The organism is Paenibacillus albiflavus, from assembly GCF_004344915.1.
In the GTDB taxonomy this organism is placed as follows: domain Bacteria; phylum Bacillota; class Bacilli; order Paenibacillales; family NBRC-103111; genus Paenibacillus_AM; species Paenibacillus_AM albiflavus.
Window position 1 is genome coordinate 177,806 of the sequence record NZ_SKFG01000003.1, and the last position, 22,059, is coordinate 199,864.

General features: G+C 42.0%; 21 protein-coding genes. 6 read left to right on the forward strand and 15 right to left on the reverse strand.

Translation table 11 applies throughout. From position 1 onward, the window contains the following. Positions 1-57 precede the first annotated feature (57 nt). From E0485_RS06130 to E0485_RS06150, 5 genes are all read right to left on the reverse strand, one after another. Entirely contained in the window at positions 58-1,266 is a 1,209-nt protein-coding gene (locus tag E0485_RS06130) for a CapA family protein (protein WP_132417095.1), read from the reverse strand. A 24-nt stretch (positions 1,267-1,290) separates the two neighbouring features. Beyond that, positions 1,291-2,172, reverse strand: coding sequence for a UTP--glucose-1-phosphate uridylyltransferase GalU (gene galU, locus E0485_RS06135; protein ID WP_132417096.1), 882 nt, complete (start codon positions 2,170-2,172; stop codon positions 1,291-1,293). Positions 2,173-2,210: 38 nt separating this feature from the next. Next, positions 2,211-3,038, reverse strand: a complete 828-nt coding sequence (locus tag E0485_RS06140) for a PHP domain-containing protein (protein ID WP_235857445.1) — start codon at positions 3,036-3,038, stop codon at positions 2,211-2,213. Positions 3,039-3,243: 205 nt separating this feature from the next. After that, positions 3,244-3,681 carry a hypothetical protein gene (locus tag E0485_RS06145; RefSeq protein ID WP_132417098.1) on the reverse strand — a complete coding sequence of 146 codons (438 nt, stop codon included), beginning with the start codon at positions 3,679-3,681 and terminating at the stop codon, positions 3,244-3,246. 193 nt (positions 3,682-3,874) lie between these two features. Further along, positions 3,875-4,138, reverse strand: coding sequence for a YlbG family protein (locus E0485_RS06150; RefSeq protein WP_132417158.1), 264 nt, complete (start codon positions 4,136-4,138; stop codon positions 3,875-3,877). 44 nt (positions 4,139-4,182) lie between these two features. Between E0485_RS06150 and E0485_RS06155 the strand changes: the two genes are divergently transcribed. Beyond that, a complete protein-coding gene (locus tag E0485_RS06155) occupies positions 4,183-5,190 on the forward strand; it encodes an asparaginase (RefSeq protein WP_132417099.1) in 1,008 nt (335 codons plus the stop codon). Between the two features lie 16 nt (positions 5,191-5,206). On the opposite strand, the gene E0485_RS06160 is transcribed toward E0485_RS06155, so the two are convergent. From E0485_RS06160 to E0485_RS06165, 3 genes are all read right to left on the reverse strand, one after another. Further along, positions 5,207-5,641 (reverse strand): YlbF family regulator, encoded by a 435-nt coding sequence (locus E0485_RS06160; protein WP_132417100.1) that lies wholly within the window; start codon positions 5,639-5,641, stop codon positions 5,207-5,209. A 68-nt stretch (positions 5,642-5,709) separates the two neighbouring features. Beyond that, positions 5,710-5,865 carry a hypothetical protein gene (locus E0485_RS25025; RefSeq protein ID WP_165921091.1) on the reverse strand — a complete coding sequence of 52 codons (156 nt, stop codon included), beginning with the start codon at positions 5,863-5,865 and terminating at the stop codon, positions 5,710-5,712. A gap of 88 nt (positions 5,866-5,953) precedes the next feature. Beyond that, a complete protein-coding gene (locus tag E0485_RS06165; protein ID WP_132417101.1) occupies positions 5,954-7,141 on the reverse strand; it encodes a M20 metallopeptidase family protein in 1,188 nt (395 codons plus the stop codon). A gap of 195 nt (positions 7,142-7,336) precedes the next feature. On the opposite strand from E0485_RS06165, the gene E0485_RS06170 reads away from it, so the two are divergent. Next, on the forward strand, positions 7,337-7,684 hold the full coding sequence (locus E0485_RS06170; RefSeq protein ID WP_132417102.1) for a YugN family protein: 348 nt from the start codon (positions 7,337-7,339) through the stop codon (positions 7,682-7,684). A gap of 3 nt (positions 7,685-7,687) precedes the next feature. Continuing rightward, positions 7,688-8,845 carry a putative lipid II flippase FtsW gene (gene ftsW / locus E0485_RS06175; RefSeq protein ID WP_132417103.1) on the forward strand — a complete coding sequence of 386 codons (1,158 nt, stop codon included), beginning with the start codon at positions 7,688-7,690 and terminating at the stop codon, positions 8,843-8,845. 247 nt (positions 8,846-9,092) lie between these two features. Here the strand turns inward: ftsW and E0485_RS06180 are convergent, their stop codons facing one another. From E0485_RS06180 to E0485_RS06200, 5 genes are all read right to left on the reverse strand, one after another. Beyond that, positions 9,093-9,473, reverse strand: coding sequence for an Asp23/Gls24 family envelope stress response protein (locus tag E0485_RS06180; RefSeq protein ID WP_132417104.1), 381 nt, complete (start codon positions 9,471-9,473; stop codon positions 9,093-9,095). Positions 9,474-9,622: 149 nt separating this feature from the next. Continuing rightward, a complete protein-coding gene (locus E0485_RS06185; RefSeq protein ID WP_132417105.1) occupies positions 9,623-9,907 on the reverse strand; it encodes a YlaN family protein in 285 nt (94 codons plus the stop codon). A gap of 147 nt (positions 9,908-10,054) precedes the next feature. Continuing rightward, positions 10,055-10,303 carry an HPr family phosphocarrier protein gene (locus E0485_RS06190; protein WP_132417106.1) on the reverse strand — a complete coding sequence of 83 codons (249 nt, stop codon included), beginning with the start codon at positions 10,301-10,303 and terminating at the stop codon, positions 10,055-10,057. A 124-nt stretch (positions 10,304-10,427) separates the two neighbouring features. After that, a complete protein-coding gene (locus E0485_RS06195; RefSeq protein ID WP_165921092.1) occupies positions 10,428-11,093 on the reverse strand; it encodes a TVP38/TMEM64 family protein in 666 nt (221 codons plus the stop codon). A gap of 48 nt (positions 11,094-11,141) precedes the next feature. Continuing rightward, entirely contained in the window at positions 11,142-13,118 is a 1,977-nt protein-coding gene (locus E0485_RS06200) for a sensor domain-containing diguanylate cyclase (protein WP_132417108.1), read from the reverse strand. 404 nt (positions 13,119-13,522) lie between these two features. Here E0485_RS06200 and rpsD point away from each other — a divergent pair, with 404 nt between their 5' ends. Continuing rightward, complete coding sequence (rpsD, locus tag E0485_RS06205) at positions 13,523-14,122, forward strand: 30S ribosomal protein S4 (RefSeq protein WP_132417109.1); 600 nt, start codon at positions 13,523-13,525, stop codon at positions 14,120-14,122. Between the two features lie 156 nt (positions 14,123-14,278). On the opposite strand, the gene helD is transcribed toward rpsD, so the two are convergent. After that, entirely contained in the window at positions 14,279-16,627 is a 2,349-nt protein-coding gene (gene helD / locus E0485_RS06210; RefSeq protein WP_132417110.1) for an RNA polymerase recycling motor HelD, read from the reverse strand. A 248-nt stretch (positions 16,628-16,875) separates the two neighbouring features. Between helD and E0485_RS25030 the strand changes: the two genes are divergently transcribed. Then, positions 16,876-17,028, forward strand: coding sequence for a hypothetical protein (locus E0485_RS25030; protein WP_165921093.1), 153 nt, complete (start codon positions 16,876-16,878; stop codon positions 17,026-17,028). A gap of 54 nt (positions 17,029-17,082) precedes the next feature. Then, complete coding sequence (locus E0485_RS06215; protein WP_132417111.1) at positions 17,083-20,196, forward strand: transglycosylase domain-containing protein; 3,114 nt, start codon at positions 17,083-17,085, stop codon at positions 20,194-20,196. Positions 20,197-20,260: 64 nt separating this feature from the next. Here the strand turns inward: E0485_RS06215 and acsA are convergent, their stop codons facing one another. Next, on the reverse strand, positions 20,261-21,985 hold the full coding sequence (acsA, locus tag E0485_RS06220; RefSeq protein ID WP_132417112.1) for an acetate--CoA ligase: 1,725 nt from the start codon (positions 21,983-21,985) through the stop codon (positions 20,261-20,263). Between the last annotated feature and the right edge of the window lie 74 nt (positions 21,986-22,059).

A 22,059-nucleotide genomic window follows, 5' to 3' on the forward strand; every position in this document is an offset into this window, starting at 1 on the left:
GAGGATTGCCCTCTTAATGCTGGTTTTTACGTTTCTTCCTAATAATCGCTATAATCTTTATGATTTCGTTGGATTCTCTATCTGAAGTTCTGGCATCCATTGCTTCATTCGTTCTTCAATCGCAGGCTTCAACTTGCCAATACCAGGCAGCTTCTGCTCTGTAACATAGGATAAAGGGACAATTTGGTATTTACCCCACTTCTGATGATCAATATAAGTCGGCATGAATGATGGATTCTTGACCTCGATTGTAACTTTATCCCCCAATTGTACCTTCTCAATCTCAAGGTTAAGGATACCACCGATATAACGATATGGCTCCTGAAGCTCCTGTGCTGCAATAAAGTTACCTAACGAGTAAATGACGAAAGCTTTGCTACCATCAGCACGCGTAATCCAGTCAACTGGCTGAAGTACATGCGGATGATGACCAAGGATAATATCTGCACCTTCATTAGCTGCGAATGTTGCCCAATCCTTCTGCTCTTCATTTGGAACTAACTGATATTCAACTCCAAAATGACAACTTACGACGACGACATCAGCTAATTCCTTCGCTTTGCGAATTTCCTTACTCATCGTCTCTTTATCCAGTAAAGCAACCAAATACGGTTTGTCTTCAGGGATCGGGATGCCATTGGTACCATACGTATAAGATACGAATGCAACCTTCACACCGTTCTTTTCAATCACTCGTATATGATCACGATCCTCTTGGCTTTCATATGCACCCGTGTACGTCACACCAATTTGTTTCCAATTGTTGATCGCTGCTCGAACGCCTTTCTCCCTCTTATCCATTGCATGGTTGTTCGCCATTGATACGACATCTACACCGACTGATTTCAAGGTCTCGCCGATTTCAATTGGACTACCAAACATAGGATAGTCTGAAATCCCGATCTCTTTACCTGCGATAATCGACTCTGAATTGGCAAATGTGATATCTGCTTTCTCCAGGTATGGCTTCACTACATCAAACATGGGATCAAAATTATATCCATCACCCTGCGCCGCATCACGATACACCGCTTTATGAAGTAAGACATCTCCAACCGCTGTTAGCGTAATTTTGGATGTAATCGGCACCGGACTTGGTGTTGGAATAGGCGCTGCTGTAGGCTGAGTTGTCTCAGCTGGTGCAGGCCTTGCACCAGACTGTCCATTCTCCTTAGGAGCTGATGTGCATGCGCCAACAATACTAATAACTGCGATCAATAGGACTACGAGCATACATTTTCTTGATGATTTAACTACACGTAACAATTCCCCACCATCTTCACTTTTAGGTTAAATTTTCTGTTTCCATTGCTCGGACAAGCGCAATAAATAATCCTGCAGCTGCGGCCTCAGGTCATCACGTTTGAGTGCAAGCTCAATTGTAGCTTCTATGTAACCAAGCTTATCCCCAACATCATATCGCTGTCCTTCAATAGAATAGGTAACCATTTGATGCTGACTATTCAGTACACGAAGTGCGTCCGTCAACTGAATTTCGCCGCCTCTTCCTGGTTCACATTTCTCTAGAATACCAAAAATTTCGGGCTCAATAATATATCTTCCAATAACTGCTAGATTAGAAGGTGCATTATCTTGCGCAGGCTTCTCCACAAGATCCGAGATGCGTCTATAAGCATCCACTTGCGGGGCAGGAGAAATAATGCCGTACTTACTGACATCTTCCCATGGAACTTCTTGCACCGCAATGACCGATGTCTCTACCTCATCATATAGATCGATCATGCTTCTAAGACATGGTGGATTCGCCTCAATAATATCGTCACCAAGCAGCACAGCAAATGGCTCATTTCCAATAAACTTGCGAGCACAATAGATGGCATGACCTAGCCCAAGCGGTTCTTTTTGGCGGATATAGTGTATATCAGCTAAATTAGAAACCATCTGCACCTGATCTAACAGTTGAAGTGAATCTTTCTCCTTCAGCAAAGTCTCCAGTTCAATCGACTTGTCAAAATGATCCTCAATTGCCCGCTTACTGCGCCCAGTAACAATAATAATATCTTCGATTCCTGATTGGATCGCTTCTTCCACAATGTATTGAATTGCAGGCTTATCTACGATCGGCAGCATTTCCTTTGGTTGAGCTTTGGTAGCTGGCAAGAACCTTGTTCCTAAACCAGCAGCTGGAATAATCGCTTTACGAATTTTCATTGAGCTATTCCTCCTCATCCATTCTATACATGTAATATTTATATCCCAATCAGTTGATCAAGAACCGTTATGGAAATTCTTCTTGCACCCACTTCACCGTGGAACATTTCTCCTTCTCTTGCACCGTGAAAATCTGAACCCGCTGTAACAATCAAGTTATGTTGAGCAGCAATTTGTTGATATCGTGCTTCGTCCCGAGGACTATGATCGGAATGATATACTTCAATTCCATCAACCCCTTGTCCGATAATTTCTATAACAAGCTCATCATTCTTATAGAGCCCAGGATGTGCTAATACGGCTGCCCCTTTGGCTTCATGAATCCAGTTAATCGCCGTTTGCGGAGATATCCGCGGCGGATTCACATATGCAGCACCACCAGTTCCGAGCAATCGTTCAAACGCTTCGTTAACCGAGGCCACATAACCTTTCTTCACCAATAACTGAGCGATATGAGGTCTACCAATCGTATCTCCATCCTGCTTAATATCACTTACGAGCTCAGTTACTTCTTCAAGTGTAATGTCCATACCGAGCTGCTGCAGCTTCTCAATCATCATCGTATTTCGCAGCTGTCTTGTGTCTCTGATCTCAGCTAGTCGACTGAGCAGCACTTCATCTGTGATATCGATAAAATAGCCCAGCACATGAATATCCTGTCCACAAGCAACGGTCGAAATTTCGATGCCCGGAACGACTCTTATGCCGATCCGCTCTCCCTCTTTCATCGCTTCCTCTACTCCAGAGACTGTATCATGATCGGTAATTGCTATTGCTGCTAGCCCTGCCTCTTTAGCCAACTGAACATTCATGGATGGTGAATTCATTCCGTCAGATGCTGTAGTGTGTGTATGTAAATCGGCCATCCCTATCCCCATACCATAACCCCATTTCTGCTAAATAAGTAAATATATTCTACTTTTTTCTATCATCTACAATATTATACCAGAATGTCTTTGAAACCAAGAATAAAGTTATAACACAAAAGTTATAAATTCTATAATACTAAAGAAGAGCACGCTTTAAGCGTACCCCTCACTTTGATAGCTATCAATCTATGATATAGCAATCTTATTTGCGTTTGCGACCACTTTTGATTAATGTCATTCTTCGAGAATGTCTGAGCCATGAATAGTAAGTTCTCAGATCTCTAAGTTCAAGCGATTCCGATAGCTTTCCTAAGAAGGTTACAATGATCATCTTATGTAAGGGATTTCCAATGAGATCGGTTTCATTCTCCATAGCGCTAAATTCAGCGACCACGACTAAATCGTCTTCAATTAGAAACACTTCTTTTTCATTCTTATAATAGGGAGTTATTTTCGATTCTTTGAGCTTGTCCCACACATAATCACAGATGTCATCTACTTCGCCGCCCTTAATGGCAATTCGTTCGTTCCACCTATCTTTGGCATGATGTGTAACTACGACATCTGCTACCAGATAGTTGTCAAGCACTGCGAAAAAAGGCTCATAGGTGCTCCATCGGACCGTTTTGCGATCCTTCATATCTATTACTCCCTTCCTAGGTGATAGGACTATAATACTATTGTATATATTACCTTAATGTTCTAAATATTTTCAATATTTTTATGAGAATCCGCTTCATTGCAGTATAATACCTATAAAAAAACTACCTGCGTCTGCAGGTAGCTACTTGAGTAAATAGGTATTTCACCTTTTCAATAATTGCCATTCTAAACTACAAGGTGTAAAATCTAGTTTTGTCAGGGATATCAGAGCTGTACTCCGTTTTAATTTCATTACGGTAGGAGCGCTCAACCTTTTTAACATAAGGGAGCTTCTGCAATTGCTTAAGTGTGTCTTCCAAACGTTCGGCGTGCACATATAGTACGATATAATGCATACGTTTGGAAACATAATGAACTGTTCCGTAACGCTCAAAATTTTTGGCGGTCTTAAGATCATTGACCCAAATTATGATGCCGCTGCGATCAGTGAACAATATGATCATCCTCATTTCATCTCAAAAATTGGAGTTGATTATTTATGTCACAGTCTGAACTGACTGTCCGTGTCTTGCGTGGACAACTGACTGAATGTATTCATCACGGTCATTTAGTCGTCGTAAACGAGCAAGGAGATATTCTCCATTCTGCAGGCGAGCCAACTTATGTAACCTATGCACGATCTACGGCTAAGCCCCTGCAAGCTATTCCTGTCATCGAATCTGGAGCTGCTGATCACTATCATTTTACAGAAGAAGAACTGGCTCTATTCTGCGCTTCTCATAGCGGTGAAGAGGCTCACACCACAACAGCTTCTCAAGTATTAAATAAAATCGGATTAGGCGCCGAGCACCTGCAATGCGGTGTACATGAACCATTCCATTCGGCAACTACTGCCTATATGCGTGAACATCAAATTAAACCTTCTGCTCTTCATAATAACTGTTCTGGGAAGCATTCTGCAATGCTTGCGCTTGCAACTCATCTTCAAGTACCAATCGATAACTATTTATCAATCCATCATCCCGTACAACAGCTTATGCTTCAAACCGTATCTGACATGAGCGGTGTTCCTGCTAATCAAATCGTAATCGGAATCGATGGCTGCGGCGTTCCCGTCTTTGGTCTCGGACTCCATCAGCTTGCTCGCGCTTACGCTACGCTTGGCAATCCTGTTCATCTCAGCGATACAAGAGCAAATGCTTGCCGCCAGATCATTCATGCCATTGCAAACTATCCGCTCTATCTCGGAGGAAGCGATCGTTTTGACACCGCACTTATTCGTGTAACCAAAGGCAGAATCATCGGAAAACTGGGAGCCGAAGGCGTGTATGCTGTTACTATTCCTGAGAAGGGATTAGGGATTGCGCTCAAAATCGAAGATGGAGCTAAACGAGCGATGCATCCTGCTATCATAGAAGCGCTCGTCCAGCTCGACCTTCTAACTGCTGAAGAGCAAGTGGAGCTTCAAAACTTCCATCATCCGATCGTGAAGAACTGGCAAGGCACTGTCGTCGGATCTATTGAAGCAACTGTTAAGCTAAGCTAGTGTGATACATGGTCCGCTAGCCGCAGCTTTTGCAGCCGCCAGAACAGCCTTTGGCTGTCAGCATTTTATTGCCCGGTACTTTAATCGTATCAGACACTGAATGTGCAATCGTTTCTGATATCGAATATAACAGTTCATCCAAGCGGTCTTCTGCAGTTTTAAAGCGGAGGACTGCTTTATTATTATCCATTAAATTCTGAACCTCCTGCACGTGCTGAAGACCTTCATGATAATTAGGGTGAAAATGACCAAATCGTTCGCATTCCTCGAACCGTTCTTTTGCCTTGGCAAACAGCTTAATGAGCTCTTGTGCTTCTGCGTCGTTGTCCACAGCTTGCTTCCAATATAAATAATCGGCCAATTCGGCGGATGTATTAATCATATCTCCTAAGTCATAGGCATGCAGCAAAATGGAGGACATATCGAGAGCTGCTGCTTCTTCCATACTCATGACACGTCACCATCCTTTACAATTGTGTATGTTTCTCCAATATCATACCATACATTGTAAAGAGTTTGTCACTGATTTGTTTTGGGAGAAGTTTGGTCTCCTAGCTCTGACATATAGGCTACGAGTGCAACTTCACGACCAGTCTCTGCCTTGAGCTTATTTTCGAATTGCTTGATTTCTTGCACAACCGATTCATCCAGCCGCGCAACTTTGTAATGTCCCATTCTTTCCCCTCCTTTCCTTGACTAGTATTCCCTGAAAAAAAGAAAACGCACCTTCATGGATTGAAGATGCGTTAATTGTAAATTTGAATTATGCAATAACTTGCATCCGATCAAGTGCCATCGCTAGCAGCAGTTTAGCGCCGTTCAGCATAGCCCGTTCGTCAAAATCAAATCGCGGATGGTGATGTGGATAAACAATCCCCTGCTCCTCATTGCCTGCACCTACAAACATAAAGCATCCAGGTACTTGCTGCAAATAATAAGCAAAGTCCTCACCAGCCATCATTTGGGGTGATTCAAGCACTTGTGCCTGATCAACAACCTGCTGCCCTACACGCTTAAAGCGTTCCGCCTCTCCCGCATGGTTAATGACAGGCGGGTAGCCGCGATTATACTCAAACCGATAATCCGCATGAAACATCTTGCAAGTCCCTGCAATAACCTCTTCCATTCTTGTACTTACGAGTTCAAGTACATCTGGATGGAATGTACGTACTGTACCGATCATCGAGGTGCTCTCTGCGATAACATTGAAGCCAGTACCACCATTAATTGTACCTACACTTATAACACAGGACTCCGTTGGGTCGACATTTCGAGAAACAATCGACTGCAGATTGACGACGATATGCGAGCTTACAACAACCGCATCAACAGTCTGATGAGGCAGACCGCCATGTCCACCCTTGCCGTTTACCTCAATTTTGAATTCGTCGGATGCCGCCATGATGGCACCACTGCGTGAGCTTATCGTACCATAAGGCAATAGACTCCATAGATGTACCCCATAGATCGCGTCAACACCATCTAGTACGCCATCTTGAATCATAGGGTTAGCTCCACCAGGAGAAATTTCTTCCGCATGCTGAAAAATAAGCACGAAATTACCAGGCAGTTGTTCCTTCTGATCCGCAAGTACTTTGGCGATTGCTAATAAGGATGAAGTATGCCCATCATGACCACAAGCATGCATAACGCCTGGAACTGTAGAAGCATATTCACAAGACTTCAGATCCTGAATTGGAAGCGCATCCATATCCGCTCTTAAAGCAACCGTGATGCCGCTGGTCTTTCCTCCACTAATTTTGGCGACAACACCGTTGCCACCTACATGCTCACGCACTTCATATCCATAGCTGCGCAGCTTATCCGCAATGAAAACAGGAGTCGCTTTCTCCATAAAAGACAATTCAGGATATTGATGAAGATGTCTGCGCCATCCTACCATTTCGTCGTACATTTCCTCAAGCTGAGCATATAACTTATCGCGTAGCATCAAATGTTCTCCCCCATTTTGTTTACGGATAACTACCTAAATTTAGTCAGTCAATTTCATTTTAACAAACTGGCTTTAATTTTTCACTTAAAATACACCAAATGTACCAATTATTCAGTCTCAATTCACTTGCAGAACCTTCAGAAACATACTATCATGTATAGAAGAATTCGAAAATATGGAGGGGTTTTAACAGTGATTATCGAAGCTACTAGCCTAAAAGGGCTTAAGAGCGAGCTATCTTACCTTGACGAAATCACATCAGAGCTAGGTTTCGTTCGTTGGCAGTGGGAATACTACCGTGCAACTTATGATTTAAAAATTGAGGATAAATCTACAAATGCAGACTATTATCTAAGAGTGAATACTCGTGTTGAATCTGGCAAATTAGAATCTCCATACGCGGTCCTATACATAGAAGACACTTACATCGGCAAATCATCATTCCCGCATGGCTTAGACTATAACACACCAATTCCAGCTCAAGTACTCAAAATTGCTGATCAGAAACTAGCTGAACTACAACGCATGTTGACTAAATAGTAGATGAGTTCAACAACAACCCCTTTGCGCAAAGGAACACCAGATTTTCTTTTACTATTTCTGACGTTTCTGTTGGTATGTTTTGGGCTTGTTATGATCTTTAGTGCAAGCTCCATGACGTCTGCTTACACCAATGGGGATCCATGGGGCTTTACACAAAAGCAAATCATCAGTGTCATCGTTGGCATTGTTGGCATGATCATTTGCATGAATATCCCATTAAATAAACTTAAACATCTTGTACCCGTTAGTTTTATTGGTGTTATCATCTTACTGTTTGCGGTTCTTATGTTCGGTCAAGTTGTAAATGGCGCCCGAAGCTGGTTTATGATCGCTGGATTTAGCCTGCAGCCAACGGAATTTGCTAAGCTCGGCATTATTCTCTATCTTTCTTTACTCATTACGAATAAAGATGAGAAATTCCGTACCTTCTCAAGGGGACTTGCACCTGCTCTAGTCATTGTCGCATTTATAACTGGTCTCATTTATTTACAGAATGACTTGGGCTCAGCTTTAATTCTCATTTGCTGTGCGGGGACTGTTATTTTTGCAGGAGGAGCTAAACTTAGACATCTGGTTAGTGTAACCTTGATCCTTAGCATGCTTGCAGGCTTGTTTATTGGCGTTACGCTCATTTCTAATGCTGGACTTGATGCTAAAGACCGTGACCACAAAGCAGGCCGAATTCTGGCCTTTCTTGAGCCTGATAAATACCAAGCTGAAGAGAGCTATCAAGTGACGCAATCACTCTATGCTTTTGGACATGGTGGGTTTACAGGGACAGGTTATGGACAAGGCGTGCAGAAGCTGCATTATATTCCTGAAGCACATAATGACTTCATTTTCGCTACAATAGGTGAAGAATTTGGATTTCTAGGGTCAACCTTGTTTCTTCTCACTTACTTGCTCTTTATATGGCGGGGGATTATTGTATCTGTTCGCTGTAAAGATAAATTTGGGATGTTATCAGGTGTTGGCATTATGGGAATGATCGGCTTCCAGGCATTCGTTAACCTCGGCGGCGTTACACAGACGATCCCATTAACTGGTGTCACACTACCGTTAATTTCATATGGCGGTACCTCGATGATCGTTACGTTGACAGCTATGGGCATAGTCCTTGGACTATCGCGCAATTATAATCAAATACCTACCAAATAACGAGATTCGAATTAGCAGCAGCCCTTAAACCACAAACTTTGGGGCTGCTTTTGTTATGTTCAGCCAAGAAAAAACGGTTTCACCGTCCTTAGAGGCGGGTGCGTTTCTTCAGGTATTACTTAGAATTTATGACACGAAAGTTATAAATTCTATAATACTAAAAAAGCTACCTCGCAAGTAGAAGTACCTTTTCTACTTAAGAGATAGCTTTTATGTATATAACATTTTAGAATTGTGTAGCGGTCGTTTATTTAACGCGAAGAGATTCCTCAACCTCTTCTTCAGCAGCGAAGGAAACCCCTTCAACTTTAACGTTAACTTCAACAACAGTAAGTCCTGTCATGTTCTCTAAAGCTTCACGAACATTCTGCTGTAAGTCACGGCATACTTCATGGATTTTAGAGCCGAATTGAACAATAACTCTTAAGTCAATTGCTGCTTCGACTTGTCCAACTTCAACCGTTACGCCTTTTTGCACGTTTTTGCCTGTTAGAAGCTTAGCAAGACCTTCTGACATTCCTCCTGACATCCCTGCAATACCTGGAGTCTCCATAGCTGCTAATCCAGCGATTGTTGCTACAACATCATCTGATATACGTATAATTCCTGATTGGCTTTGTTCAGACATTTGGACCACACTCCCTTGTAGTAGACATGCTTATATTGTAAATGATTACGCAAGGTGAAATCAAGCAATGGCTTGTATGAACTGAGAGTTATAAATTCTATATCACTAAAAAAACAACCCTCTCCGCAATTAAATGCGGACAAGGGATGTTATTTATATTTTAACGCTTCGTATAGTACGGCAAGATTACGTTCCAAGCGGGTTAATAGCTCTCTACCTGTCGCTTCGCTAATAAGGCCTGCTCTTGTAGCAAAATCGATCTCACGAGAGAATCCATACATTTGAGTATCGAGCACTTCCTCGTATAATGGACATTGGCGTGTCGTCAAATTCTCCATTTGAACTTCGATGAGCTTCTCTATTTTATTCGCATCCTCTTGAAGAAGAAGGAGCGCCTTCTGGTTCAATCCAAGCATCACTTCTGATGAAGACATTTATTCTTCCCCCTTGTACCTTTCATCCATACTCCTATAAGCATTATATTAGTCGAAATTGCGGGAATATACAAGTTTTCCGTGCGCATCGATCTTTATTCGCAAAAAAGGTATTCTCAGCAGTTTGAGAATACCTTTTGACGCTTGTTATTCTTCAACTATTTTTACATTCAAATTGTGTTTAGTAAACACATCAACCATTGCTTTCTTAGCATCTTCTGCATCTGGACCATGTACATGAAGGTCATAGGAATGTGCATCCAAAAGGGTTGTGAACAATCCCAAGATACTCTTAACATCGATATACTTATTGTCATACTGTAACACGATTGAAGATCTGAATTTGCCTGCTGTTTGTGAAATTTCTACGATCGCAGCATTATTAGCGTTTGTCATGGAGATACCTCCTAATTTATCTAGTTTAATATCATCACATTCTCATGATACCTTGTTCACAATGTTACATCAAGATAAACTTTCCAAATTCCTTTAAAATATTCAGGTTTAGCCCGCTCTAGGTTCATGCAATGTTATTGTTCTTCTTAGGCATAAGTCTGCCCTTGAGATAATGGCCAATCAGTATTATCACAACAAAAATAGCCAGCAGGAGAAAGAAGCGACTCTTATGTTGTCTAAAGTGTATCGCATCATGTGCGATCAAGGTTTCGAGGGCAACAATCGGTAACTTACCAATCCATGTTCCTAGAAGGTAGGAGCGTACACTGATGCTGCTCACACCCGCACCAACCGAAATAGCTGAAGATGGAATAATTGGAATGAGCCTGCCGATTAGAATATAAAAAAAACCATGTTCTCCAAGCTTCTCATTAAAGCCACGGATTACAGGGTACTTGCTTATTTGGCGATCAACCCAGCCAAAACCAAGCTTGCGAGCGACAAAGAAGGCAGTTGTTGCTCCTAGACACGCCATTACATAATTCAAAATGAGCCCCCAGGTCATGCCACAAATAGCGACGTTCGCACCTGCTAAAAGCACAAATGGGACGAACGGGAAGAAGGTTTGTAGATATACAAACAGACTGCCTAATACGATCCCAAGAAAACCTAAGGAAATTAAATACGTTGGTATCTGCGACAAGTCAACTTCGAACAGCATCATTACAGCAGCTGCTAACAGAATGAGTATCGCTGCTGCGATCAGCCATATTTTCGTTTGTTTAGTCAAGTTAGTAAGCTCCATTCACTCGCCGCTAAATCTTACATAAGAGCGACGTTATTCCTTAGCCGCATCCACAATAATTTGATTCTTACCGCTGTTTTTAGCCAAGTAAAGCGCCATGTCTGCACGATAGAATAAGGACTCGACACTGATATTGTCATCTTCCCAATTCCAATCAGATACGCCGCATGAAATCGTAACTAGTGGGCTCGTTTCCTTCATGACCTTGGTTCGGATGCGATCTGCAATACGAAGCGACTGTTCTTTATTAATTTGCGGAAAATAAACCGCCAGCTCTTCCCCGCCCCATCTTGCAGCAATATCATGCTCTCGAATCGAATTTTTGATAATACTCGATACTTGAACAAGAATCTGGTCACCGACCTGATGCCCATATGTATCATTGACACTTTTAAAATTATCAATATCAATCAAAATAAAGGAACCACAGAAATCCTTTTTCTGAGAAATATTAATTTGTTCATCAAGCACATGGCGAACATGCAAGCCCGTTAAATTATCTGTAATCACCATTCGTTTGACTTCAGAATGAAGGGATGCGTTCGTCATCGCTAGTCCAATATGCCCAGAGAGCATTTGAAGCAGCTTATAATTATCATACGAGAAGAAATTCGGTTTCTGATGAACAACCAGTATCATCCCCATTACTTCTTCCTTAACAATGATTGGAGAAGCGATTAGCGAACGCGAATTCGTCAGTTCCATCAATCTGGATTTAACCTTAGGATTTACCCAATAGTCGGATATAATGACAGGTTCTTTGGTTGAATACATGACACCTGAGAAACCGCTATGAATAGAGCATACTTCTTGGAACATCTCCGGCAAGTTACTTGCTTGTACCGTTAATTTATCGCTATCCTTATCCTTCTGCAGGATACAGAAATATTCTGCACCAAAAATCTCCACTAATTCAGAAGAAACAAAGCCAAAAATTTCATTTAAGCTGAGGCTCTGATTTAATCGTTGCGTTATTTCATTAATTAACCGTAGTTCATTGATAAGCATATAGGATTGCTCGTACAGCTTGGCATTCTCCAGAGAAGCTCCCCCAAAATCTGCAATCATCGAAATAAATTCAATATCACGCTGTTCGAAAAAATCTTCTTCACACTCGATAGATAGAACGCCATATACCCCCTGCTTACCTGAAAGCGGCACAGCCACCTTTATATTTGAACTAGCTGAGAGACTGCGTTCGACTACAATTTGGCCGTCCATAAATGCACGAGTGCAAGCTCGATTCTCCTTCCCTTGAAAATCAAGCGGTTTAATCAATTCATTCGAGCTCTGATAATCTTGGGACAAGAATACTTCCATTTTAACATAAGGAAATACAGCTTTCACGTTATTAACGACTTCCATTAAAACCGAATCTGTATCAATCAAAGCATGCAGCCGTTTAGCCGAGAGAATGAGCATCTCTTGTTTCTTAATATCTCGTTCAAATGCTCTAGCAAGTTCGACTTCAACCTTCATGCTAGATTCACTAAACCAAGACAGACCAATTGTATAGAAATATAGCAAATAATCAATATCTAATTGATTCTGCTCTAAATCTCCGATAAAAGCAAATACGCCCAGCCATTCTCCACTACCGAGAAAAACTGGAATCGCTGCCATTTTATAAGTTGTATTCGTACTCTTTAAGGTAAAATCACAGCAAAGAGAAGTACGACTTGCAAAGCATTCGCTAATCGGATTTATACCGATCTCTTGATCGGCCCATGAACTTCCAACTGGAGGGATCAATAATTCATGGCTTGGTGTTGTGCGACTGATCAATACTTTCTTATTAGAGTCAAATAGTACATAAGACCCATTAAGACTATCGAACGTAGGACCCTTCGCCGTTAACTCCGATGTCAAACACGTGCGCAGAGCTTCTATAAATTGAGTCTCGGCTTCCCAAGTTGCTGATGACAATCTCAAAACATATGCAGTTGTATTAACTAAATCAGGACCTAATCCGAGATTATGTTGAGACAGCAGTTCGCGACATTGACTCATACCGAAACTCCTTTGCAACGTCTTTTAAATAAATGAACTATTTCATTTAAAATGATTCTTCCTTATCTTACTATTTATTTAGGAAATATGCACTATAAAATTATTCATAAATTCTCATTGCAATTTGCCACCGTGTAATTTTCATAAAAATTTCAAATCTAAAGCGGATAATAAAAACTTGACATTATAGTATTTGTTTTATAGAATATGAAGTCGAGTACTATCTTGATTTCGGTGAAAAGTACCTGTGTCCACCCTCTCTAATTTTGTTGCTGACAAGACAGCGGCTGAAAGCTTGTCAGAGGCGATCATGTTATGAATACGCCGTAAACAAAATTAGCACAAGACACTTCGCCTCTATACAACAAAACCATCATAAAGGTGAAAAAAGGAGATTACATTTCATGTCACGTTATACAGGTCCTAAATTTAAACTAAGCCGTCGTTTGGGTATTTCCCTAAGCGGTACTGGCAAAGAATTGAAGCGCGCTTTCCCTCCAGGACAACACGGTCCTAACCAACGCAGAAAAATGAGCGAATATGGTATTCAATTACAAGAGAAGCAAAAGCTTCGTCATATGTACGGCTTGAACGAGAAGCAATTTAAAAACCTTTACGTTAAAGCTTCCAAACTACAAGGTGTATCTGGTGAGAACTTCATGATCCTGCTTGAAACACGTTTGGACAACTTAGTATTCCGTCTTGGTCTTTCCAACTCTCGTGCAGGCGCACGTCAACTTGTTTCCCACGGTCACGTAACTGTGAACGGCAAGAAAGTTGACATTGCATCTTACCTGGTATCTCCTGGTGATGTAATCAGTCTTCGTGAAAGAAGCCGTGGCATTTCTGTCGTTAAAGAAGCTCTTGCTAACCGCAACTACTTACCTGCATACGTAGAAATGAACGATGCAGCAGTAGAAGGTAAGCTTGTTCGTCTTCCTGAGCGTGCTGAATTACCACAAGAAATCAATGATAAGCTAATCATTGAGTGGTACTCACGTTAATCTTTACTTTGTTAAATTTACAAGCCCAAGAACGCATATGCGTCTTGGGCTTGTTTTTTTGTTATTATAGAATTTATAACATTCGTGTATATAAATTCTAAGTAATACCTTAAGAAACGCACCCGCCTTTTAGGACGGTGTAACCGTTTCTTCTGGTTATAGAAGTCTGTACATATCTGAATCCTGCGCCGTTATAAATGGACTAAGCTCACCTTTAGCATGAATGCATAGCATATGCATCGCCCGCGTACAGGCGGTATAGAACAGCTTACGTTCTGCTTCATGACGATACTGCTCAGCCGAACCGTCATACACAATAACTGCGTCAAATTCAACCCCTTTAGCTAAATAGGCCGGAATGACGAGCACTCCTTGTTCGAAGGTTGGTGTGAATTTCGTAACCAGATGTGCAGATACATGCTTTTTGATGAGAGAATGCACCACAGCACTTTCACTTGCCGTTTTACATATAACAGCGATTGATGCATACCCTTCCGCTTGAAGTTTCTCAAGATCTTGAATAATATGCGCATTCAGCTCATCGGTACTTGTGGAACGCTTGACTACAGGCTTATCACCACTACGATTAAATGGAATAATGCGTTCACCACCCTGCACCATGCCACGCGTGAAATTCACAATCTCATAAGTAGATCGATAACTTCGTAACAATTCAATTAGCTCTGTCTGCTCCTCCCCATAAAGCCCGATTAGAGGTTCAAAAGATTGCATAGCAGACGAATGTGCGTAAATCGCCTGATTGAAATCACCAAGTGCTGTCATGCGACTTCGCGGGAACAAACGCTTCATATACTCCAACTGGAAGGCAGAATAGTCTTGCGCTTCATCGATAATAACATGACGCACAGAAGTGTTGACTTGAAATCCGAGCAGCAAATCCTTCATGAACAGATAAGGGGTCGCATCCTCATAATCAAGCAAGCCTTGATCCAAGTTGCTTAGCGTACGTTTTGCAATCATTGACCAATGATCCAATAACGAATCCATTTCATTAACCTTTAGAAATAGTTGTTCATCGGCAAATAACTGTTTATAAATGGTTTTAATATCAACAAAGCTAAGCTGTTTAATCTCTTGACGAAGCGGCTTAAATCGCTCCTGCACAACCACACGAGCTAGCAGTTCGCGCTCTGCTTCAAAATCATCAAAGGTAACGCCCTTCCCCTCTTGCATCTTGAGCAGCCGATTATACGCTCTGTGATAATCTTCAGGCTCAAGCAGCTCAATTTCATTATCCACCCATTCTGCCTCAAGCTGGGCATTCGCAAAGGAGGATACCTTCTTAAGCAACCAGTCGCGCAGTAATGAGATACGATTCGTTAAACGAATTGCAGCATCGTAGGAATAAAATTGTTCAACCATTCGGTCCGCCGAAACGATCGTCTGGCCGTTAAATAGGATCGAATGGAACTTCATCCCTTCACGCTCTAATAACGATTTATATTTCAACATCGCATGTATATAGGCAGTCGAGGATTTATAATGAATGCCGCAGAGCCTAGCCTGATATTCTGGCGCATCATACGAGTTCAATACATATTCCAGCTGCTCAAAAGGATCCTCAAGCTGAAAATCCATGCCAAGACTGTGCTCCAAATAAGCTTGCAGGGTCGTTTGCTGCATATTCTCTTCTCCTAGCTCAGGAAGCACGGTAGATACATAGCTATTAAACATCGGGTTCGGCGAGAACAAAACCATCTGATCGGATTTTAACGTATCTCTATGTTTATACAATAAATAGGCAACCCGCTGCAGTGCGGATGAAGTTTTGCCGCTTCCTGCTGCACCTTGAACAATCAGCATACGACTGCGATCATTTCGGATAATTTGATTCTGCTCCTTCTGGATCGTCGCTACAATACTCTTCATCTGCGCATCGGATGTTCGACTGAGCACCTGCTGAAGCAATTGATCTCCAATCGTTATTCCGGTGTCAAATAAGATTTGAATGTTGCGATCCCGAATTACAAATTGCCGCTTGAGCAGCATTTCTCCTTGTACGCTCCCACTAGGCGTTTCATAAACGGCATCGCCAGGGGTATAGTCATAATACAAGCTTGATATTGGAGCCCTCCAATCATAGATGAGGAATGTATCCCCATTATCATTAAGCAGCGAACCAATTCCTAAATAGACTTGTTCAGTCCCTGACACACCTTTTTCTACAAAATCAATTCTGCCAAAATAAGGCGATTGAACGAGGCGTCTTAGCTTGTGAAGCGTACTTGTTGCATGACGATGCCTAAGTTCACGCTCTGATAATACTTCTGCTTGCTGCTTTAAGCTGGCCATTGTTTCAATCACATCATCCATGGAACTTACGTCAACCGTCACTTCATCCCAAAAATGCTTACGGATCTCAACTACATCCTTCTTGACATCTCCAACCTGCTCCTCAAGCTCATCAATGCGCACGGCAATGAGATCGGTCACCTCATTCACTCGCACCTGTTCCTCATGCCATTCATAGTTAGTTCTATCCAATCCAATCGCCCCTTTCCACCTTATCAAACCAAACAAAATACGCGTTCACATCAACAATGAAAATAGATGAACATTTTATTTGACATCTCACCATTTCGGTAGTATAATTAAATTAGGATAACAATGTCCATGTTTCATTGTTTATTGAGAATCAAGATTGATTATATCATGTTGCTATTGTGTATTCAAGGTATGAATTCTATTTTTCTATGCAAAAATTTAAGCCTCCATTACTGGAGGCTTTTTTGATGTTAGATGGCACGATTCCACTTATGATTGACTTGGTTTGTACCGCCTATACTAGCTGCTGTCTTCCTCATTTGAACTATTCAGATAAATTTGATTTATTATCGACATTTATTCCACAGCCTCTCATTCCTGTCAAACTCGCTGTCCCCTAATTCCCTTTTATGGTATAATTATACCGATTCATTAAGGAGGAATTAGATAAACATATGGGGAAACTTACTAATTTTTTCAAAAAACCAGGTGTTCGCAGTACAGGTAAATGGACATGGTTTACGATCAAATGGCTATTTATATGTGGACTAACAGCTTGTTTTTTGGGCGGCGCTATAGCATTCGGGTATGTTACTGCGCTTGTCAAGGATGATCCGATCCGTACCAAAGAATTTATGCAACACGAAATGCAGCAGAATGCCATCACGGGATTCGTCTATTTTAATAAAGATGATCAATTAATCGGTCAATTACGAACCGAGGAAGATCGCCGCCTCGCAGAGCTTAAAGAAATACCACAGGTGGTGCTCGATGCCGTACTTGCTATTGAAGATAATGATTTTTACAATCATTACGGAATTGACTTTGCAGGTATTTTCCGTGCCGTTAAGCAGAAGGTGCTTAATGAACCCGTTCAAACAGGCGGTAGTACGATTACGCAGCAATTAGCTAGAATTGTATTTCTAACGCTGGACCGTGAATCGGATCGTAAAGCCAAAGAAATTCTTCTCTCTTTGCGAATGGAACGAATGATGTCCAAGGATCAGATCCTACTCGCCTATTTAAACAAAATCCCTTATGGCAACGGTTCCACTGGCTATAACCTGTATGGGATCAAAGCAGCTGCCAAAGGGATATTCAATATTGATGACCTATCCAAGATCAACGTTGCGCAAGCAGCATATCTTGCAGGACTACCTCAGCAGCCTAGTAACTTCTCAGCGTTTGGGAGCAGTGGTAAATTTGATGAAAAAGGATTCAAAGCAGCAACCGAACGCCAGAAGTTAGTGCTTAAACGTATGCTGCAAGAGAACAAAATTACAGAAGAGCAATATCAGGAAGCACTTAAATTCGATCTATATGGTTCCTTAGCTAAACCAGAGAAAAAAGCCTACAATACATATCCTTACCTCATGATTGAAGCGGAGAAGCAAGCTACCGAAATTCTCATCAAGCAAGCATATCCTGATCTTGATCCTGAAAAAGATAAAGACCTATATGCCAAAGCTTATGAAAAAATGCATCAGCAGCTTCTGCATGGAGGCTATCAGATCTATACGACGATTGATAAAACGATCTACGACTCGATGCGTAGTATAGCAGAGAACGAGAAGAACTTTTCTCCAGACGACAAGGTCAAAGGGATTGAGCAAGTTGGAGCTGTTATGCTTGACTCCAAGACAAGCGCGATTCTCGGCATGATCGAGGGACGCAGCTTCGCAGCAGAGCAATTGAATCACGCAACGCAAGCATACCGTCAGCCAGGTTCAGTTATGAAGCCAGTTGCAGCCTATATTCCTGCTATGGAAGAAGGGCTCATTCAACCAGGGTCCATTATTGATGATATTCCAATGATTATGAAGGATGGCCAGAAAGGCTTCCACATTCCTCAGAATCATGACAAGAAGTACCACGGATTAATTACAGCCCGTAGAGCGCTTGACCAATCGTACAACATTCCAGCGCTCAAAATTTTCAATGACATGATTGGTATTGATAAAGCGTGGGATTTTGCAAGACAGATGGGAATTACTTCTCTGAATGAAGTCGATAAGCAAGCTCAGACAGGTGTTATTGGCGGATTAAATAAAGGCGTTACCGTCAAAGAAATGACGAATGCTTATGCCACGATGTCCAACAAAGGACAATTTAATCAAGCTTACATGATCCGCTCGATAAAAGATTCGGAAGGCAAGTCCATTTATGAACATAAATTGAATCCAACAACTGTATTCTCAGAACAAACGGCTTACTTAATTACGGATATGATGCGTACTGTTATCTCCCAAGGTACAGGTGGGCATGTTAACAAAGTATTCAAGCCTAATGAGAAAGTAGCCTTTGTAGGGAAGACAGGTTCGACACAGGACGATTCGGATGCATGGTTCATGGGTTATACGCCTGATATTACAGTTGGGGTTTGGATCGGTTTTGAGAAATCGATTAATACGCTTAGCTCGAAGAATGGCGAAACAAGGCATGCGATGGAGATCTGGTCCAAAGTGATGAATGAAGCAACTGCACTTAAGCCTGAACTGTTCCAGGCGAAGACATTTGAGAAGCCTGATAATATCGTCTCAGCTACTGTCTCGTCTGTTTCAGGCAAGCTGCCTAATGAGTTAACGAAGGAAGCTAAATTGCTGGTAACCGATATTTTCAATCGCAAGTACTTACCGACAGAAGAAGATAACATGATGACCAAAGCCAAAGTGATCTCCTACAAAGGACTTAACTATATCGCAAATCCTTTGACACCGGATGATTTTGTAACAGAGAAGGTTGTGATTCTAAGAGAATCACCAATTAATGCGATTTTGAAGCAGTTAGAAGAGCTTCTGCCTAAGATGCCAGCTAAGAGCCGTAGACCACTTGACTCTTATAAGCCACTGGATTATGATTCAGCAGCACCAGAGGAGAATGATCCACGAGTAGACGACGGCAAGCCGCCTGTGGCTCCTAGCTCTTTAACGGTTACCAAATCTGGTGAGAATGCGGTTATCACCTTCCAGGGAAGCCCTTCCGAGGATGTTGTTGGCTATCGTATCTACCGTTCCAAGAATATAGGGAACTACAGCTTACAGAAAGGGCAGGTTGTGCTAGCAGATGCTGCTGAATTGAAGTTCACAAGCCCGATCACAGCAGGAAATACTTATACGTATTTCGTGACAGCTGTTGACGTAGTTGGTAATGAATCATTGCCTAGCAATGCAGCCAATACAGACGGTATGATTATCGATGCAGGCTCGTTGCCAAATCCTTCTACAGTAGGAGAAAGTGATTCAGGTCAAGAAACGGATCCTCCTGGTGAAATTGTGGAAGAAGGCCCTGTCCTACATGTTCCTGCTTCGCCTACTGGCCTTAAATTCGAGCCTAATGGCGTAGCGCTCATGTTCAATTGGACACCTAATGATGCCAAAGATAGAGTGCTTAAATACCATTTGTACTTCAGTGAGACACAAGATGGTGACTTCGAGAAGGTTGGCACGATTAATGGTGCTAATTCAAAAGAATTCCTCTTTATTGGACTCACCTTCGCAGGCTACTATAAACTGACGGCCGAGAATGAAGCTGGCGAATCCAACCCAACTTCCACCGTCCATTATAAATAACAATAAATAACCCCCTTGCATTCGAATATGCAAGGGGGTATTTGTTTAAATAGTGTATATGAGATTAATCCTCAATAGTCGACAAATCACCTGTAGGTAATCCAAGCTCCCATGCCTTTAGCACACGACGCATAATTTTACCTGAACGTGTCTTCGGCAATTTATCCCTGAATTCAATCTCACGTGGAGCTGCATGAGCGGATAAACCTTCCTTGACGAACTTGGCGATATCGGCCTTCAATTCATCTGAAGGTGTGTAACCATCACGTAAACCAATGAACGCTTTGATAATTTCGCCACGAATCGGATCTGGCTTACCGATAACACCAGCTTCTGCTACTGCAGGATGCTCAACAAGCTTGCTTTCTACCTCAAATGGCCCTACTCGCTCACCTGCTGTGTTAATAACATCATCAATGCGTCCTTGGAACCAGAAATAACCGTCTTCATCGCAATATGCGGAGTCACCAGAGATGTACCAGCCTGGAATACGGAAGTACTCTTCATACTTAGCTGGATTGTTCCATACTTTGCGCATCATCGAAGGCCAAGGCGTCTTAATTGCCAGATTCCCCATTCGATATGGCGGTAGCACATTGCCATTGTCATCAACGATTGCTGCATCTGTACCAGGAATAGGTTTTCCCATTGAACCAGGTCTAATTGCCATTGCAGGATAGTTACAAACTAAGTGACCACCCGTTTCAGTCATCCACCATGTATCATGAATACGTTGACCGTAGACTTTAAGTCCCCAACGGACAACTTCAGGATTAAGTGGTTCGCCAACGCTTAGAACATGACGCAAGGAAGATAGATCGAATTGTTTCACAAGCTCATCGCCTACACCCATTAACATACGAAGTGCTGTTGGGGAGCTGTACCAGATCGAAATTTTATATTTTTCAATTGTGCCATACCAATCCTTAGGCGAGAATCTTCCACCCCGAATGACATTCGTTGCACCATTCAACCATGGCGCAAAAATACCATAAGAAGTTCCTGTTACCCAGCCTGGGTCAGCATTACACCAATAAACATCATCTTCTTGTAAATCAAGAACAATTTTACCTGTATAATAGTGTTGGATCATGGCATTATGTACATGACAAATACCCTTCGGCTTACCTGTGGATCCTGAAGTATAGTGAAGAATAAGTCCATCCTCACGATCAACCCACTCGATTGCCAGCTCTTCAGAAGCAGTGGCCATTTGCTTGTAGTAATCAACAATGCCTTCTCCCGCTTCCACTTCTTGCCCAACAACGATGACATGCTTTAATTCAGGCAGATCAGCAACAGGAACACGTGAGAGTAATGCAGGTGTCGTAACAACCGCAATCGCCCCAGAATCCTGCAAACGATCTCGAACAGCCATTTCCATGAACGCTTCAAATAATGGTCCCACAATGGCACCGACTTTGACTGCACCCAAGAAAGCAAAATAGAGCTCAGGCGTTCTTGGCATAAAAATAAATACGCGATCTCCTTTAACAATGCCAAGGTCACGAAGGACGTTCCCGAACTTGTTCGAGTTCAGCTTCATCTGCTCGAATGTATAGCTTTCTTCTCTTGTGTCATCGCAATAATGAAGTGCGATTTTGTTAGCTCTAGAGGATTCGGCATGGCGATCAATGGCCTCATAAGCCATATTGACTTTGCCAGTCTCATACCAAGTAAAATTCTTCTCGATTTCTTCCCAAGAGAAAGTCTTTCTCTCTTCTTCATAGTTCTTCATGTTGGGATTGGTAGCAGTAGGTGCAACACTCTCTGTACTCTGTTGTTCCATTCTCCGATTCCTCCTAAGCTCACTAAATGTAAAACGCTTTCAAGAACAGTTGGTCAAATAAAATAATATTCATA